The following is a 17,774-nucleotide window of genomic DNA, read 5'->3' on the forward strand; positions in this document are numbered from 1 at the left end:
TCTTGGCTCCCTTTAGCATAGTAATATGAGACCCTTTATAATGAAATATTAAATCGCGTCTTCGTCTTCTTCACCTGTACGGATACGAACCACACGCTCAATATCCGTGACAAAAATCTTACCATCACCAATCTTACCGGTTTGAGCTGTTTCAATGATGGTTTCCACACATTTATCCGCCACGTCTTCAGTTACGACGATTTCTAACTTCACTTTAGGAAGAAAGTCCACCATGTACTCAGCACCGCGGTACAGTTCTGTATGACCTTTTTGACGACCAAAGCCTTTCACTTCAGAGACAGTCATCCCTGTGATGCCAACTTCAGCCAGTGCTTCTCGAACATCATCCAGTTTAAATGGCTTGATAATCGCTTCAATTTTTTTCATGTTCATCCCTTAAGCTTTAATCGATTGCACTTATTATCGTTTAGCGCTTCATAACATTCAATATTTGTCTCTGACCCACCAGCTCAAATCCGCTTTAAGAAGGGGTAATGATGCGGATAAAGCAAAGCCAGAGTCTTCTCCGACATTATATATGGAAGACCTAGCCGCAAAAGCACTTTCCCCAATTACTTCAAACTCGAGTAGTAGGCGGCTAAATTTTCGATGTCTTCATCAGAAAGAAGCGAGGCTTGCGCCTGCATTACCGCAGCCAGCCCGCCATTTCGCTCTTTATTTTTATACGCTTTGATTGAACTGATAATGTACTGCTCATTTTGCCCTTTCAAGTTTGGGTAAGCGGGAATGGTTGCGATGCCATCGGCGCCATGACACGCCGCACAAACGCCAGCTTTGGCTTGACCTACCTCAACATTCCCTCCCGCAAAGGCTTGCCCGCTCAACATGCTTAACGCCATTATCACGCCCATCTCTATTTTCTTCATTGCTTCACCTAATTCTTGTTATTTGAGTTAATCTTTTTATTTAATACCGATATTGTGGCATTAATTACAACGACTTGCGCCAAATGAGTTCACAGTCTTGGCCACTAAAAGCTTGCTCAACAAGCAAGTCGGCGACAGCAACGACCTGATCCTGATACATTAGAATTGGCGTTTGGCGGCGCAACCAGCTTGGCACACCATACTCTTGAAAGAGTTTTTTTAGCTTTCGGCTATGACTACGGGTTGTCGGATGGGCCGAAAGCCCTTCAGGATTAAATGTAATGCTCAACTCTTCGGGTTGTGCTGGTAAGGCGATGGTTGGATGAGCCGACGCCGTACTCAACGTCACCTGACCCAAAGACTCTGGGAGGCTCAGGGGCTTGTCGATTTGGATAGTACGTTGCCAATGTGTCACATCCGCGATGTCAGTAATCCAATACAAACGACGTTGAAAGCGTCGGATCTCACCTTGTTTTAACTTTAGCTTGGGGTTGGCATCTTGCTGCGCCAGTGCAACCTCATTCCAAATTAGACTAAGTTGAGCCTGCGTCGGCATGTTCACCTTGAGTTTTGCTAACCACATGCGGATCAAACGTGCTCGAGCAAGCTCACTGTGGGATGATAACTCTTCAATATTCAAGCTCAAATCAGCTTGTAGAGCGCGCATAAAAATAGCGCCTAGTAACTCATCCAATAAAGCTTCTTGCTGTGCACACAAACTCGCACAGCGCTGCACAGAATGATGAATGCTCGGCCAACGCTCAGATAAGGTAGGGACAATGCGATGACGAAGAAAATTACGGTCGTAGCGGGTATCTTGGTTGCTTTCATCCTCAACCCACTCAAGCCCTAGTTCTTTAGCTGCAGATTCAATTTGCTCTCGTCGAATAGACAACAACGGACGTACTAAAGTACCACCAGCAAAAGACATATTTTCCGCCATGGAGGATAAGCCTTTAGGTCCACTGCCCCGCTTAAGTGCGAGCAAAAAAGTTTCAACCTGATCATCAGCATGCTGACCTGTTAATACGACATCGCCTTCATTCACATATTTGGTTAACGCTTGATAACGGGCTTCTCGGGCGATGAGCTCAATACTCTCACCACGAGTGATATCCAAATAGACGCGTTCAACCGAGTAAGGAATGGCCGCTTGTTGTGCCCATAACTGACATTTTTCTGCCCAATGGTCAGCGTTGGCACTCAGACCATGATGTACGTAAACGGCATGACAAGTTACTGAGTTAACTTGCTGATAACGACTAAGCATCTCAAGCAGCAGACGGGAATCGACCCCGCCACTGAAAGCTAATACTATTTTAGTATTCGGTTGGTGATAAGTGTCCAACACATGAGCAAAGTGCTGATAAAGCAATTCCATAAGCGATCCGATAGATACAAAAAAGGGTTGGACGCTTGTCCAACCCTTTCTATTTTAACTTTTATCGTGCGAGATATCAGCAGTAACCGTAGTTCATTAAACGTTCATAACGACGTTCGCGCAGCGCTTCTTCGTCAAACTGTTCCAATTCTTCCAATTGACGAAGCAATGTTGCTTTCATATTAGCGGCCATTTGTACGTGGTTACGGTGAGCACCGCCCAGTGGCTCCTCGATAATTTCATCAATCAGCTCAAGTTCTTTTAGACGTGGGGCTGTTAGGCCCATCGCTTCTGCTGCTTGTGGGGCTTTATCTGAATCACGCCATAAGATTGAAGCACAACCTTCTGGAGAAATAACAGCGTAAGTTGAGTACTGGAGCATGTTCACATAATCACCAACACCGATCGCTAATGCACCGCCTGAACCACCTTCACCCACAACATTACAGATGACAGGTACTTTAAGACCAGACATCACTTTTAAGTTTGTCGCAATAGCTTCAGATTGACCACGCTCTTCAGCGCCAACGCCAGGATAAGCGCCCGCCGTGTCGATGAAAGTAAGGATTGGCATTTTGAAACGCTCTGCCATTTGCATCAGACGCAGTGCTTTACGGTAACCTTCTGGTTTAGGCATACCAAAGTTACGTTTTACTTTCTCTTTAGTTTCACGACCCTTTTGGTGACCAATGATCATGACTGGGCGGCCTTCAAGACGCGCAATACCACCTACAATCGCTTTATCATCGGCAAACGCGCGGTCACCCGCTAGTTCATCAAATTCTTCAAAAGCGTGCTGAATGTAGTCCAATGTGTAGGGACGTAAAGGGTGACGAGCCAGTTGAGCCGTTTCCCATGCACCTAAGCTGCTAAAGGTTTTCTTCTTCAGCTCCAAGCTTTTCTTCTCAAGCTGTTCGATTTCTTTATCCAGGTCAATCGCAGAATCACCACCGTGACGAGAGACATCACGCAGCGCTTCAATTTTTGCTTCTAATTCTGCAATTGGCTTTTCAAATTCAAGAAAGTTTAGGCTCATCTGTGAATCCTTGTTTACTCAGCGTCTAACACATTGCGCTGAATTTTTTAGTTAAATTCGAGTTCTACCTGACTGTTGCCAAGTAACTGTTTTAAATCGTCGAGTAATCTATCACTTGGCGTCACTCGCCACTCGGTGCCCAATGTTAACCGCGTTCTGGCGTCGGCACGCTGGTAGTATACATTGACGGGTACGGTTCCGGCTTTGTGCGGTGCTAAAATACCGCTAAACCGCTCAAAAAACTGCTCATCGACTTGAGTTGCATCTATCGATACCGACAAGCCACGAGCGTATTTTTCACGCGCGCTGCCGAGATCCATAACTTCACGCGCCGACATTTTAAGGCCACCGTTAAAATCATCAAAGCTGACCTGTCCAGAAACCACTAAAATTCTGTCTTTTTCGAGAAGTTCTGCGTATCGATCGAGCGCATCTGAGAACAACATCACTTCCATTCGACCGCTTCGGTCGTCCAACGTCATGAGACCAATGCGAGTCCCACGCTTGGTGGTCATTACGCGCGCAGCGATTACTAACCCCGCCACAGTCACAGACTGATCACGACGTGTTGGTGTCGCGTCTTTAAGTCGACAACTGGTGTATTTGTTAAGTTCCTTCGCGTAGGCGTTAATTGGGTGCCCAGTCAAATATAAGCCTAGGGTATCACGCTCGCCTTCCAACCACACTTTTTCTGGCCATGGTGGAACTTGCGTGTACTTATGTTCCACTTCTTCTGGTGCATCAGTTAACACCCCAAACATGTCGGTCTGACCAAAGGCTTCTGCTTGGTGATACTGACTTGCCGCCTTTACTGCATCATTGAGTGAAGCCATCATTGCTGCGCGGTGCGGGCCCAATCTATCCAGTGCACCGGCGTAAATCAGCTTTTCGATCACTCTTTTATTGACGCGTTTCAGATCAACACGAGCACAGAAATCAAACAGGTCTTTAAAGTGACCACCTTTATTTCTTGCCTCAAGAATAGCGTCGATTGGACCTTCACCGACCCCTTTAATGGCACCAATACCGTAAACAATGGCGCCATTCTCATCAACATTAAAGCGGTATAATCCGGAGTTGATGTCTGGTGGTAACATCGTGAGCTTCATGCGGAAACACTCATCGACCAAGCCAACTACTTTCTCGGTATTATCCATGTCAGCCGTCATTACCGCTGCCATAAACTCAGCTGGATAATGCGTTTTCAACCAAAGCGTCTGATAAGACACCAGTGCATAAGCGGCGGAGTGCGATTTGTTAAAGCCGTAACCTGCGAACTTCTCTACCAAGTCGAAGATTTTCATCGCCAACTCGCCGTCGATACCGTTCTTTATCGCTCCCTCTTCAAAAATAGCACGTTGTTTGGCCATCTCTTCCGGTTTTTTCTTACCCATCGCACGGCGCAACATGTCCGCACCACCTAGCGTATAGCCTGCTAAGATCTGTGCGATTTGCATAACCTGCTCCTGATACAGGATGATGCCATAGGTTGGTTCGAGTGTTTCTCTCAGTGACTCATGCTGCCATTTTTCATCTGGGTAAGAGACCGCTTCTCGGCCATGTTTACGGTCGATAAAGTTATCTACCATCCCCGATTGCAAAGGGCCCGGACGAAAAAGCGCCACCAATGCGATAATATCTTCAAAACAGTCTGGCTGAAGTCGCTTTATAAGCTCTTTCATACCGCGCGATTCCAGCTGGAACACCGCGGTTGTTTCTGATTTTTGCAACACACGGAAAGAGGCGGAGTCTTTAAGCGGGATTGACTCAATACTAACCGGCTCTTTACCTTCTCGCTCTAGACGGGGGTTAATCAGACCAAGCGCCCAGTCAATGATAGTTAAGGTACGCAGCCCCAAAAAGTCAAACTTAACCAAGCCAGCGGTTTCAACGTCATTCTTATCGAATTGCGTGACTGGGAAGTGACCTTCCGCGTCAGCGTAAATAGGCGCAAAATCGGTAATTGTCGTCGGCGAAATAACCACACCACCAGCGTGTTTACCAGCATTTCGCGTACAGCCTTCCAGAATATGACACATATCGATGAGCGCTTTCACTTCCTCATCGGCTTCGTACAATTCTGGTAAGGCAGGCTCAGCTTTAAACGCTTTATCCAGCGTCATACCCGGATCGGGTGGGATCAGCTTTGAAATACGATCCACAAAACCAAATGGATGACCAAGTACACGGCCTACGTCACGAATTACCGCTTTCGCTGCCATCGTACCGAACGTGATGATCTGAGACACGGCATCACGGCCATACATTTCCGCTACGTGATCAATCACTTGATCACGCTTATCCATACAGAAATCGACATCAAAATCGGGCATCGAGACACGTTCTGGGTTCAAAAATCGTTCGAAAAGCAGGTCGTATTCCAACGGGTCTAAGTCTGTGATTTTGAGCGCATACGCCACTAAAGAACCAGCACCCGAACCACGACCTGGGCCGACTGGAATTCCGTTATCTTTAGACCACTGGATGAACTCCATTACGATCAGGAAGTAACCTGGGAACCCCATTTGGTTAATAACGTCAAGTTCGATTTGCAAACGCTCATCGTACCCAGGACGATGTCGTTTTCGCTCCTCTTCATCAGGGAATAGAAATTTCAAACGTTCTTCTAGACCTTCTCGAGACTTCATGACCAAGAATTCGGTCTCTTTCATCCCTTCCGTTGGAAACGCTGGGAGGAAGTACTCGTCTAAGCGAACCGTTACGTTACAACGCTTGGCAATCTCAACACTGTTTTCTAATGCTTCAGGAATGTCGGCAAACAACGCGCACATTTCTTCTTCAGTACGAAGGTATTGCTGTGGGCTGTAGTTTTTTGGTCTGCGTGGGTCTTCTAACGTGTAGCCATCATGAATCGCGACACGAATTTCATGTGCGTCAAAAAGGTCCTCACTAAGAAACACCACTTCATTTGTTGCGACAACAGGCAAGTCTTGCTGCTCTGCCAGCTCCACAGCAAAATGAAGGTAGGTTTCTTCGTCCGGACGACCAGTACGATGCAACTCCAGATAGAAACGGTCTGGGAAATACTGTTTATAGAAGTCGACACAGTTTTGCACTATCTGTCGGTTACCTTTCAGTAACCCTCGGCCAATTTCACCACTTCTTCCTCCGGACAAGATAATAAGGCCTTCGGACATATCCGCTAGCCATGTTTTATCGATCACGGGGTGATGCTGAATATGACCGCGTAAGTAAGCTTTCGAGATCAGCAACGTAAGGTTTTTATATCCCACATTGTCCGCTGCAAGTACCGTTATTTGTGTCAGCTCTTCACCGAACTCATCCGATTGCATTTTAAAATCGGCACCAATGATCGGCTTAACACCGCAGCTATGTGCTGTGCCGTAAAACTTCACCAAACCACATAGGTTGGTAAAGTCGGTCAGCGCCATGGCAGGCATACCGAGCTCAGCGACTTTCTTAACTATCGGTGGAACTTTGTTGAGGCCATCCACCATCGAGAAATCACTATGAACGCGCAGGTGGATGAATTTGGGATCTGACATTAACAGGTACCGTGTGACTCTATTTTGTTGGGGATTCTAACCTAAAGAGATTGGGTTTATAACTCCAATTGTCTCCATTGGTTATTCTATGCCTAAAGCTTTCTTTACTGGTTTGAAACTCTTGCGATGTTCGCTGATGACGCCGTGTTGCTCAATCGCTTCAAAATGCGCTTTGGTTGGATAACCTTTGTGCTTCGCAAAACCAAATTGTGGGTGCTGTTTATCCAATTCTTGCATTTCTTGATCTCGCACGACTTTGGCAATAATCGAAGCAGCGCTGATTTCAACAACACGCAAATCGCCTTTGACTACCGCTTGAGCATCCATCGGCAGTTCTGGACAGCGATTGCCGTCAATCAGAACTAAATCTGGCGGAATATTTAAACTAGAAACCGCACGCTGCATGGCTACCATCGTGGCTTGAAGAATATTTAGTCGGTCAATCTCTTCAGGAGAGCAACGCCCAATAGACCAAGCTAACGCTTTTTCTTTGATTTCAGGAAGCAGCGCCATACGCTTCTTCTCCGTCAATTTTTTGGAGTCATTCAAGCCTTCGATGGGATTGCTTGGATCAAGGATAACGGCAGCGGTGACGACATCACCGACCAAAGGGCCACGTCCAACCTCGTCGACCCCCGCCACAAGTTGATAACCTTGTGGGTACTCAAACGGTGGGAGCTCAACTTTTTCTTTGGTCGTTTTAGCTTTCGCAGGCATGGGAATTCTCTATTTCTCAATCAATTTTAATACCGCTTTTGCGGCTTGTTGATCCGCATTTTTACGGATCCAATGATGCATTTCGTTAAACTTGTCTAACATCTGTTTATTGTTGCTTTCTAATAAACGGGAGACTTCGTTAAACAGATTGTGTGACGTGCAGTCATCTTGCAGGAACTCTTTCACTAACTCGTCATCGGCGAGAATGTTCGGCAGTGAGACATATTTAGTTTTGAGTAGGCGCTTAGCCAAAAACGCGGTAAATGCATTCACACGATAACCAACCACCATCGGACGTTTAAGAAGCATACATTCCAGTGCCACTGTACCGGACGCTAGCATAACGGCATCCGAAGCGGTGATGACGTTGCGTGCGGTGTCATCGACTAATCTAAAATCCAACTCTGGCGCATGCTCTTTCCAAGCTTGTTCAAACTGTTCACGGCGTTTTTGATTAACTAGCGCTACGACAAAGCCCAAATCGGGGAATTTTTGATGAAGCAGCTTACAAGTTTTAATAAATGGCTCTGACAGCATTTTTAATTCGCTCCCACGACTGCCTGGTAATACTGCTAACCATCTTTTATTTTGCTCCAACCCGATCAGTTCACGTGCAGGTGCTTGCTCGGATTCGAGTGGGATCGAGTCTGCCAATGTATGCCCAATAAATTCACAAGGGACGTTAAACTTGTCATAGAACGCTTTCTCAAAAGGCAGAAAAGCCAATACGAGGTTAGTTGCCGCTTCAATTTTGAAGATGCGCTTTTGACGCCAAGCCCAAACTGACGGGCTCACGTAATGAACGGTTTTAATGCCCGCCTGCTTAAGGTCAAGTTCCAAGCGTAAGTTGAAGTCAGGAGCATCGATACCAACGAAAACATCCGGTGGATTTTGTGTAAAGTATTTAACTAACTCTGCTTTCACTTTCAAGAGTCTCGGCAGACGCCCTAGAACCTCAACCAACCCCATCACAGCGAGCTCTTCCATATCGAAAAGAGATTCACATCCTTGGGCAATCATTTTCGGGCCACCAATACCGACAAACTCCGCGGTTGGGTACTGTTCTTTCACGGCTTTGATAAAGCCTTCACCTAGCGTGTCGCCAGACAGTTCTCCGGCAATGATGCCGATACGTAGTGGTCTTTCCATTCTTACTTCGCCTCTGTGCGCTATGGATAAAGGTTTGCCTTATCCATAAAACACAAAAAGATCGCAACCCTTAATTTGGTCACGATCTTTTGTTTTTATTGGCTTACTCGCGAATTAACGAATAATGCCACGTTCCGTTGTTTCCAGAATGTCAGTGAAACGTTTCACAGCAGACCACTCTTGAGCCATTTCAGCCAGAATGGGTTTCACTTCTTCTAAAGTCTTACCTGAACGATAAATTTCTTTATACGCTTTTTGTAATGCACGAATTTCAGGTTTTTCAAAACCATTGCGCTTCAAGCCGACTAAGTTCAGGCCAAATGGCGTTGCGTGGTTGCCTTGCGCTAACACATACGCTGGAACATCTTGTACAACAGCAGAACAACCACCAACGTAAGCATAAGCGCCAACGGTACAGAACGGATGAATGGCAGAAAGAGCCATCACACCAGCATAGTCACCCACTGTCACATGACCACCAAGAATGGCGTTGTTACCTATATGCGTGTGGTTGCCAACAATAACATCGTGTGCAATGTGCGCGTTCACACACAGCAAGTTGTCATCGCCAATGACAGTGGTGGCTTTATCTTGCACAGTGCCACGGTGAACCTGAACCGCCTCACGTATCACATTGCGGTCACCAATAACCACGGTTGTCTGTTCGCCACCGTATTTTTTGTCTTGGTTTTCTTCACCAACCACAGCATGTGGGAAAATACGGTTATCTTTACCAATGGTGGTGTGGCCTTTAATCACAACATGGGACATGACTTCTGTACCTTCACCAATCTCAACCGTAGAGGTGATGTACGTGAAAGGGCCCACTGTCACATTGGCGCCAATTTTGGCACCTTCTTCTACCACCGCTGCCGGGTGGATTTTAGCGGTTTCATGAATCATATTAAAACTCTCGACGAGCACACTTCAGTTCTGCAGAACATACCACTTCACCGTCAACTTTTGCTACACCTTTAAATGCAGCAATACCGCGACGTTCTTTTAAGAACTCTACCTCTATCACCAATTGATCGCCCGGAACCACTGGTTTGCGAAATTTCGCACCGTCAACACTTGCAAAATAGTACAGTTCGTTTTCTGTTGGTGCACCAAATGATTTAAATGCTAGTAAGCCTGTTGCCTGAGCCATAGCTTCCAAAATCAAAACACCAGGGAATACTGGCAGTTGAGGAAAATGACCTGTGAACTGAGGTTCGTTAACCGACACGTTTTTAATGGCATGAAGGTACTGCTCTTCTTGGAAGTCAATCACTCGGTCGATCAATAAGAATGGGTAGCGATGAGGTAGTAACTCTTGGATCTCAGAGATATTCATCGTTTTCTTTTCAGTAGTCAAAGTCGTCTTCCTATATCAATTTTTTGCAGCCAAGATGGCAAAAACGCGACAACAGGTCGCAAAGCCAGAATGCTTTGTGGCGCATTCTAGCAAAATACACACCATCTTGGTGGTCAATCTACTTATAGCACGTCATTATAGAAGAAAAAGACCCGCATTTCGCGAGTCTTTGTACAGAAAATGGAACCAATGCGTGTTATCTTTGGCGCGAAACGCACCCCAAAAGATAACCACGTCCTAGATTTCTTCTTTCTGTTCCAGCTGTTTTTCTACTGCTTTCAGGCGTTTGTTCATCTCATCAATACGGTGAACTCGAGTTGCAGTTTTACGCCACTCTCTGTTCGTTTGTAATGGGATACCTGAAGAGTAAAGGCCTTTTTCTTCAATACTGCGCATTACCATGCTCATACCGGTAATCGCCACACCATCTGCAATAGTAATGTGTCCATTTAAAACGGACGCGCCGCCGATCTGACAGTACTTACCTATTTTAGTACTGCCAGCAACAATGGTACCACCAGGCATCACGGTACCATATCCGATCTGCACGTTATGCGCGATTTGAAGCTGGTTATCAAGAATCACGTTATCTTCAATGACAGTGTCTTCTAATGCGCCGCGATCGATTGTAGTACATGCGCCGATTTCAACGCGATTACCGATACGTACAGAGCCAAGCTGAGGGATCTTAATCCACTCACCTTTATCATTTGCATAGCCAAAACCATCTGAGCCGATGACTGCACCAGATTGAACCAGACAATCATCACCCAAGGACACTTCATGATAGATAGTAACATTAGCCCACAGCTTGGTATTGTTTCCTAACTTGGCATTTTTACCGACAAAGCAACCAGCCCCAACAATCACGTTGTCGCCTAACTCTACACCCGTTTCAATCACAGCATTTGCTCCGATTGCCACGTTTTTACCCATTGTTATATCTGCGGCAATGACAGCACTTGTTGCGATGTCTTCCGCTGGCTGTGGCGTGGTATCCATCGCCTGTACAACACGAGCGAATGCAACGTAAGGATCAGCAACCACCAGAGCATGGCCTACACACTTATCTTTGTGCTCGGCCTTCACCATCACAACTGTCGCTTGACAGTCAGACAGGTGTTTCGCGTATTTTGGGTTAGACAAGAAGGTCACATCACCTGCTTGTGCTTTATCCATTGGGGAAACACGGCTAACAACTAGTGTGTCATCGCCAAACAGTTCGCCCCCAGTAATCGTTGCCAACTCGGCCAATGTTAATGTCTTCATAATGTCTTATTTTAAAGCTTTAATTACGTCTTCAGAGATATTGTATTCTGGCTTGCCATATTGAAGCGAAGAGATATCAATCACTAGATCGTAACCTTTTTTATCCGCAACTTTCTTCACTGCGTCTTGAATTGTTTTGAAAAGTTTTGCTTTTTCTTCAGCTTCGCGACGTGCAGACGCCTGCTCTAAGGCTTTAGCTTTAATTTTATACTTACTGTCTAACTGGCCAATCTCAATACGCAGCTGTTCAACTTCATCTTCACCCAATAGCTCACCATCACGTTGTAGCTTTTCGATCTTGGTTTTAGCTTGGGCTTGAATAGATTTCAGCTCGTCAGCCTTGCCTTTGAAGTCTTTCTGCATGTTTTGTAGAACCACTTCACGTTGAGGAAGAGCTTGGAAGACTTGAGCGGTGTTTACATAAGCAATTTTTTGCGCAGCCTCTGCCGCATTGGCAAACATTGAAGAGCTAAGTACAAGAAGGCCAATCCCAGCCGCTTTAATCATTTTATTCAAAATATTTTCCTCTTTAGAAAGTTCTACCGATAGTGAATGTGAAGAACTCTTCATCATCGCCATCAAATTTCTTAATTGGTTTCGCTAGTGAGAAAACTAGTGGCCCCATTGGAGACATCCATTGCAACGCCGCGCCATAAGAAGAGCGGTAGTTGGTTGGATCTGAGTAATCATCGTAGTAACGATCACCATATTCCGCACCTGAGTCGCGGTAGTCAAACTCCGTATCCCAAACACTTGCCATATCGAAGAAGATACTGGTCCGAATTTGACTTTGAACTTCATCTGACGCGAATGGGGTTGGGACAATCAGCTCAAGACTCGCTAAAGCCACGGCGTTGCCCCCAACAGAGTCATCGGTTGCGGTATCAGCACCGTTGTTTGACCCTGAACTATCACGGTACACCGCTTTTGGGCCTACAGAGTTCGAGCCGAAACCACGTAGTGAGGTAAAACCACCTGCGTAGTAGTTTTCGTAGAATGGGAACAGATTATCATTGCCATCCGTTTGCCCATAACCGTTACCATAACCTAAACGACCCCGGAACAAGAGCGTGAACTCATGTTTTTCTGTGAGTGGAAGGTATTGACGAACATCATACTGCATCTTGAAATATTGAACGTCAGAACCAGGCACCGTCATTTTGTAGAAGGCGCGTTGGTGGTTACCCGCAGTAGGGAAGTAGCCACGGTTTAATTTGTTACGCGTCCAAGAAATATTGAGGTCAAAATCGTTCGTGTTCAACGCACCGCTGGAATCAACATTGTCTGCTTGCGCCTGCAAGAACTGCTCCACCTGTAGGTAGGGGGAAAGATTTCCGATTTTATTGTGTGTGTAGCCAACACCAAATTCAAAACGGTTCAACTCATCAAATGGAAAACCCCAAGTTAAGCTGGCACCATAACTTTCGTTAGTATAGTCAACGATGTTGGCTTCTTTTGCTTCGAACTCATTGTAGAAGACCTTACCACCCAAGCTAACCCCGTCCAAATTCCAATAAGGGTCACGGTAATCTAAACTGATGTTTTTCTGGTAGTCATTCATCATCGCATTGATACCAACACGGTTACCACTGCCAATAAAGTTGTCTTGCTGTAGACCGACCTGGAAACTGACACCCGACTCTGTACCATAGCCGACACCAAAGTTAACACTGCCCGAGTTTGCCTCTTTCACCGAGTAAACAAGGTCAACTTGGTCATCACTTCCTGGGACTCGAACGGTTTGTACTTCAACGTTTTCAAAATAACCGAGACGGCTTAGACGAGTTTTACCTGTTTCAATCGATTTAGAGTTTAACCAACTGCCTTCCATCTGGCGCATTTCGCGACGAAGCACTTCGTCTTTAGTCGAGTTGTTACCATTAAAGCGAATGTCGCGAACATAAATTCGATTGCCAGGGTCAACGTTAACCACCAAAGAGACTTCTTTAGTGTCGTCATCAAATTCTGGAATGGTGTTTACTTGAGGGTATGCATAGCCTGATTCACCCAGTACACGCTTAATCCCCTCTTCCATCGACGTAACCAGTGAACCGTTATAGATGTCGTTACTTTCAAATGGAACCAGTTCTTCAAACGAGCCTTCTTCATCAATCAAATCACCACGGAATGCCACATCCTTAACGGTGAAGACTTCGCCCTCTTCCAGACCAAGAGTAATGTAAACCCCTTTTTTGTCAGGGGAAATGGCGACTTGTGTTGAGTCAACGTTAAACTTCAAGTAACCACGATCCAAATAGAAAGATTTCAGTGCTTCAATATCACCCGCGAGCACTTGCTTCTGGTATTTTTCATCAGAAAGAAAGTTCCACCAAGGCACATCAACATTTAAGTTAAAACGAGACAGCAGTTCATCATCTGAAAAAACTTCGTTTCCGATAAAGTTAATTTGCTGAATTTTTGCTGAAACACCTTCAGTAAAGACAAACTTCAGATCAGAACGGCTACGTGGTAATGGTGTCACAACGGCTTTTACCGTCGCATTGTACTTACCCACGCTGTAGTAAAAATCTTCTAAGCCTTTTTCAATGTTGCTTAGCGTAGTCCGGTCAAGCGCTTCACCTTCACGAACGCCTGATGCGTTCAGGTTTTCTTGTAGCTGCTCGTCCTTAATTGCTTTGTTACCTGAAAATGAAATGCTTGCAATGGTCGGGCGTTCTTTTACTTGAACAACCAGAACACCACCGTCACGCAAAACTTTGACGTCTTCAAAGTTACCAGAGGCATACAATGCGCGGATAATCTCTGCCACATCGCCTTGGCCAATGGTATCACCGATACGTACAGGCATTTTCAACAACGCAGCACCCAGTGCCACACGCTGTAATCCATCGATTTCAATATCTTGAACTACGAAGTTCTCTGCTCCATTTGCAGATACACTGGTTGCCAGTAAACTTGCAAATAGAATTCGCTTAATCGCCATACTTGTTCTAATTATTCCTTTGCTACTGCTTTTGTCTCTGAACTATCACAGACGAGTAAAATCATTAAATAGCGCTAACGCCATGAGCGAGAAGATGATCGCACCACCAATTCTAAACCCCATTTCCTGTACTTTTTCTGGAACGGGACGTCGGATGATTGCTTCAATTGCAAAAAACAATAAATGACCACCATCCAACATTGGTAGAGGAACGAGATTAATAATACCTAGGTTAACACTGATTAAAGCGAGAAAACCTAAAAAGTAGACCAGACCATAGTCTGCTGTTGCCCCTGCACCTTTGGCAATGGATATCGGTCCGCTTAGATTATTTAGACCAACGTCTCCGACAACCAGTTTCTTAAGCATACTGGCGGTTAGTCCAATCACTTGCCCTGTTTTATCAATCGCTTTGCCAATTGACTCGAATACACCAAACTGCAGTTCGAAGCGATAACTTTCTGGCCATTCTGCGACTTCAGGAGCGATTCCCGCAAAGCCTACTACTTGTTTGTTAGCTAGCTCACGGCTATCAGGCGTTAGCGTCAATGTCTGTTGATAACCTTGACGCAATACCGTGAGATCCATCGGCGTATTGGGTTTGGAGCGCACAGCCTCAACCACTTGCTTCCAATGGGTGACAGTTTGCCCATCAATGGCAACAATCTCATCGCCTGGAAGAACGCCCGCTTTTTCCGCGGCCCCATCCTGCGTAACCTGTTCAATAACTCGATACACTTCCGGGGTATATGGCGCAAAACCCAGTGACTGCATTGCCGATTCAGTTTCTGGTTCAAACTTCCAATTGCGAAGATTGAGCGTTCGAGTCACTTCTGAACCGACTTCATTCACTGACGTTAGTGTTACCGTCATCGAGTCATCACCAATATGAGAAATCAACCCCATATTAACCGATTCCCAGTCCGGAGTTTTGATACCTGCGATCGCTTTTAGTTCCATCCCTGATTCAATTCCGGCTTCTGCAACTATCGAATTGGGCGTAACATCACCAATTACTGGCTTAACGGCTGGTACACCAATCAGAAAGACTAACCAGTAAGCAAAAATAGCGAAGAGAAAGTTAAAAATAGGACCAGCCGCAACAATGGATGTTCGCTTCCAGAGCGGCTTTTGATCGAAGGCTAGATGCTTCTCATGCTCAGGCACCTCATCCACGCGACTATCAACCATTTTGACGTAGCCGCCAAGCGGGATCATTGAGATGCTGTATTCGGTTCCGTCTTTGCCGACCTTACTCCAGATAGACTTGCCAAAACCGATCGAAAACTTTTCCACTTTTACGCCACAACGGCGAGCGACCCAAAAGTGACCAAATTCGTGCACGGCAACAAGAATGCCTAGTGCTACGATAAAAGAAATAAGATTCCACAATATACCCGTCATTAGCTACGCTCGCGTATGGTTTCTAGGGCGATAATTCTTGCCATTCTATCTAGCTCTAACAAGCTTTCCAAGCTATTCACACTCTCAGCTTTGCAGCTTACACTGATTTTATTCAACACCGACTCATTGATACGAGCGATGTCTGTAAAGCCTAGGCGGTTATTTAGAAACGCATCAACTGCCGCTTCATTTGAAGCATTCAGTGCTGTTGTTGCATGCTGACCTTCATAACACGCATCAATCGCTAGTTTCAAGCATGGATAACGGGCGAAGTCAGGCTGCAAGAACGTCAGTTCTCCCACCTGGGTGAAATCTAATGATTTTACCCCTGCGTCAACTCGCGATGGGTATGACATGGTCTGCGCGATCGGTGTGGCCATATCTGGCTCACCCATTTGCGCTAAAACAGAACCATCACGGTATTGTACCATTGAGTGGATCACTGACTGCGGATGAATGATCACCTCAAGCTGGTCACGAGTAGCATTAAATAGCCACTTCGCTTCAATGTATTCAAGACCTTTGTTCATCATGGTCGCAGAGTCGACTGAAATCTTGGGGCCCATAGACCAATTAGGATGAGCAATTGCTTGGGCAGGAGTTACCTTTTCAAGCGAAGCGATGTCAGTATAACGGAATGGTCCACCAGAGCCGGTAAGTAGAATATTAGAAATGCCATGCTCTTCTAAGTCACAACGTCCAAGGCTCGTTTGCACTTGCTGTGGCAGACATTGAAAAATGGCATTGTGTTCACTATCAACGGGGAGTAATTCTGCGCCATGCGCTTCAACAGCATCGATAAACAATTGGCCTGACATCACAAGCGCTTCTTTATTGGCTAACAATATCCGTTTACCTGCCTTGACCGCCGCCATCGTGGGTAATAAGCCCGCTGCGCCCACTATCGCAGCCATTACACTGTCGATTTCTTCCAACGAAGCAACATGACAAAGCGCATCTGTACCAGCTAACACCTCAGTTTTTGGCGAGACAGAATTTAACTCCGACTGCAAAGCGACCGCTGCGGCTTTATTCGCCATGACTGCGTATTTAGGTTGCCACTTTCGACAGAGTGCACTCATCTTTTCAACGTTTGTGCTTGCTGCTAATGCGACTACAGAAAACAGCGCTGGGTTTTGTTCGACCACTTTAAGCGTGCTTGATCCGATTGAGCCTGTAGCGCCAAGAATCGTTAACTTTTGCATGTTGTAAGACCGTTAGAAAACTCCGGAGCGATAATGCTGCGTCGCTCCGGATAAATTAGAATACGTAATAAAGAAGAGCAAAAACTGGGAATGCTGCGGTGAGACTATCGATTCGGTCAAGCACACCGCCGTGTCCTGGAATAATGTTACTGCTGTCCTTAATGCCAGAGACTCGCTTAAACATACTTTCAACCAGATCGCCTAACACTGAAATAACAACAGTGATAAGCGTAATCAGCACCATATGAAAAGGACTGGTAAAGTGAATGTCGAACCAATCGGCAAACACCCAAGCGACGATTAAGGCCGCAATAATACCGCCGATAAGCCCTTCAATGGTTTTATTCGGGCTGACATGGGGCGCCATCTTACGTTTACCTAAGCTTTTCCCTGCAAAGTAAGCACCACTGTCTGCAGCCCATACCAAGAAACAAACATATAAGACCAGTTTAGCGCCGTGGTATGGGTCTACCGTAATGTTATAAGCTCTGAGAATTATTACACTCCAAAGAAATGGAACTAATGTCAGAAAGCCAAAAATATGTCGTAAAATACGATTACTTTGCCAAGATTTGGTGGTTTTAGGATAAGTAATCGCCATTAAACTCGCGACAATCCACCAAACAAAACCGAGTCCCAATACAACGTAATGAGGTGTGGTTAAATGGTTAAGGCTGTGCGCGTCAGGTGAAATATATAGGAAACTAAGCCCGGTGATAATGACCGCCGGAACAAGGGCAGCAATACGAGAATTGCTTCCTGTAAACTGAGTCCACTCCCAAAAACCTAATAGTGTGATCGCAGTCAAAGCTGCAATAAAGCCCATTAGGGGTAATTTAAAAATGCCTAAAATAACCAAGGGAGCTAAAATTAGTGCTGTTATTATTCTCTGTTTCAA

The 17,774-nt window shown here is 45.6% G+C and carries 15 protein-coding genes; all 15 read right to left on the minus strand.

Annotated elements, in window-relative coordinates:
* Window positions 1-48: 48 nt before the first annotated feature.
* Window positions 49-387: a nitrogen regulatory protein P-II gene (gene glnB / locus AC3D28_RS07235; RefSeq protein ID WP_005380372.1), complete on the minus strand. Its 339-nt coding sequence runs from the start codon at window positions 385-387 to the stop codon at window positions 49-51.
* A gap of 185 nt (window positions 388-572) precedes the next feature.
* Window positions 573-887 carry a c-type cytochrome gene (locus tag AC3D28_RS07240; RefSeq protein ID WP_488534378.1) on the minus strand — a complete coding sequence of 105 codons (315 nt, stop codon included), beginning with the start codon at window positions 885-887 and terminating at the stop codon, window positions 573-575.
* A 64-nt stretch (window positions 888-951) separates the two neighbouring features.
* The gene (gene tilS, locus AC3D28_RS07245) at window positions 952-2,268 is read right to left on the minus strand and encodes a tRNA lysidine(34) synthetase TilS (RefSeq protein ID WP_488534379.1); all 1,317 of its coding nucleotides are present in this window, start codon (window positions 2,266-2,268) and stop codon (window positions 952-954) included.
* Window positions 2,269-2,344: 76 nt separating this feature from the next.
* Complete coding sequence (accA, locus tag AC3D28_RS07250) at window positions 2,345-3,304, minus strand: acetyl-CoA carboxylase carboxyl transferase subunit alpha (protein ID WP_488534380.1); 960 nt, start codon at window positions 3,302-3,304, stop codon at window positions 2,345-2,347.
* A gap of 47 nt (window positions 3,305-3,351) precedes the next feature.
* Window positions 3,352-6,831, minus strand: coding sequence for a DNA polymerase III subunit alpha (gene dnaE / locus AC3D28_RS07255; RefSeq protein ID WP_488534381.1), 3,480 nt, complete (start codon window positions 6,829-6,831; stop codon window positions 3,352-3,354).
* 81 nt (window positions 6,832-6,912) lie between these two features.
* Complete coding sequence (rnhB, locus tag AC3D28_RS07260) at window positions 6,913-7,548, minus strand: ribonuclease HII (RefSeq protein WP_488534382.1); 636 nt, start codon at window positions 7,546-7,548, stop codon at window positions 6,913-6,915.
* A 9-nt stretch (window positions 7,549-7,557) separates the two neighbouring features.
* Window positions 7,558-8,697 (minus strand): lipid-A-disaccharide synthase, encoded by a 1,140-nt coding sequence (lpxB, locus tag AC3D28_RS07265; protein WP_488534383.1) that lies wholly within the window; start codon window positions 8,695-8,697, stop codon window positions 7,558-7,560.
* Window positions 8,698-8,811: 114 nt separating this feature from the next.
* Window positions 8,812-9,600 carry an acyl-ACP--UDP-N-acetylglucosamine O-acyltransferase gene (gene lpxA / locus AC3D28_RS07270; RefSeq protein ID WP_098415045.1) on the minus strand — a complete coding sequence of 263 codons (789 nt, stop codon included), beginning with the start codon at window positions 9,598-9,600 and terminating at the stop codon, window positions 8,812-8,814.
* Between the two features lies 1 nt (window position 9,601).
* Window positions 9,602-10,054: a 3-hydroxyacyl-ACP dehydratase FabZ gene (gene fabZ / locus AC3D28_RS07275; RefSeq protein WP_488534384.1), complete on the minus strand. Its 453-nt coding sequence runs from the start codon at window positions 10,052-10,054 to the stop codon at window positions 9,602-9,604.
* A gap of 237 nt (window positions 10,055-10,291) precedes the next feature.
* Window positions 10,292-11,323, minus strand: a complete 1,032-nt coding sequence (lpxD, locus tag AC3D28_RS07280) for a UDP-3-O-(3-hydroxymyristoyl)glucosamine N-acyltransferase (RefSeq protein ID WP_098415043.1) — start codon at window positions 11,321-11,323, stop codon at window positions 10,292-10,294.
* Between the two features lie 6 nt (window positions 11,324-11,329).
* Entirely contained in the window at window positions 11,330-11,839 is a 510-nt protein-coding gene (locus tag AC3D28_RS07285) for an OmpH family outer membrane protein (protein WP_179885631.1), read from the minus strand.
* 13 nt (window positions 11,840-11,852) lie between these two features.
* Window positions 11,853-14,267 carry an outer membrane protein assembly factor BamA gene (gene bamA, locus AC3D28_RS07290; protein ID WP_488534385.1) on the minus strand — a complete coding sequence of 805 codons (2,415 nt, stop codon included), beginning with the start codon at window positions 14,265-14,267 and terminating at the stop codon, window positions 11,853-11,855.
* A gap of 45 nt (window positions 14,268-14,312) precedes the next feature.
* Window positions 14,313-15,671: a sigma E protease regulator RseP gene (gene rseP / locus AC3D28_RS07295; protein ID WP_488534386.1), complete on the minus strand. Its 1,359-nt coding sequence runs from the start codon at window positions 15,669-15,671 to the stop codon at window positions 14,313-14,315.
* Complete coding sequence (ispC, locus tag AC3D28_RS07300) at window positions 15,671-16,876, minus strand: 1-deoxy-D-xylulose-5-phosphate reductoisomerase (RefSeq protein WP_488534387.1); 1,206 nt, start codon at window positions 16,874-16,876, stop codon at window positions 15,671-15,673. The genes rseP and ispC overlap by 1 nt, the downstream gene beginning before the upstream one ends.
* A 55-nt stretch (window positions 16,877-16,931) precedes the next feature.
* Entirely contained in the window at window positions 16,932-17,774 is an 843-nt protein-coding gene (locus AC3D28_RS07305; protein WP_098415039.1) for a phosphatidate cytidylyltransferase, read from the minus strand.

This window comes from Vibrio sp. TAP-3B, from assembly GCF_057784735.1.

Bases quoted from the DNA above. Each gene is read 5' to 3' on its own strand.
- glnB (WP_005380372.1), bottom strand. From the start codon at position 387: ATGAAAAAAATTGAAGCGATTATCAAGCCATTTAAACTGGATGATGTT.
- AC3D28_RS07240 (WP_488534378.1), bottom strand. From the start codon at position 887: ATGAAGAAAATAGAGATGGGCGTGATAATGGCGTTAAGCATGTTGAGC.
- tilS (WP_488534379.1), bottom strand. From the start codon at position 2,268: ATGGAATTGCTTTATCAGCACTTTGCTCATGTGTTGGACACTTATCAC.
- accA (WP_488534380.1), bottom strand. From the start codon at position 3,304: ATGAGCCTAAACTTTCTTGAATTTGAAAAGCCAATTGCAGAATTAGAA.
- dnaE (WP_488534381.1), bottom strand. From the start codon at position 6,831: ATGTCAGATCCCAAATTCATCCACCTGCGCGTTCATAGTGATTTCTCG.
- rnhB (WP_488534382.1), bottom strand. From the start codon at position 7,548: ATGCCTGCGAAAGCTAAAACGACCAAAGAAAAAGTTGAGCTCCCACCG.
- lpxB (WP_488534383.1), bottom strand. From the start codon at position 8,697: ATGGAAAGACCACTACGTATCGGCATCATTGCCGGAGAACTGTCTGGC.
- lpxA (WP_098415045.1), bottom strand. From the start codon at position 9,600: ATGATTCATGAAACCGCTAAAATCCACCCGGCAGCGGTGGTAGAAGAA.
- lpxD (WP_098415043.1), bottom strand. From the start codon at position 11,323: ATGAAGACATTAACATTGGCCGAGTTGGCAACGATTACTGGGGGCGAA.
- bamA (WP_488534385.1), bottom strand. From the start codon at position 14,267: ATGGCGATTAAGCGAATTCTATTTGCAAGTTTACTGGCAACCAGTGTA.
- rseP (WP_488534386.1), bottom strand. From the start codon at position 15,671: ATGACGGGTATATTGTGGAATCTTATTTCTTTTATCGTAGCACTAGGC.
- ispC (WP_488534387.1), bottom strand. From the start codon at position 16,876: ATGCAAAAGTTAACGATTCTTGGCGCTACAGGCTCAATCGGATCAAGC.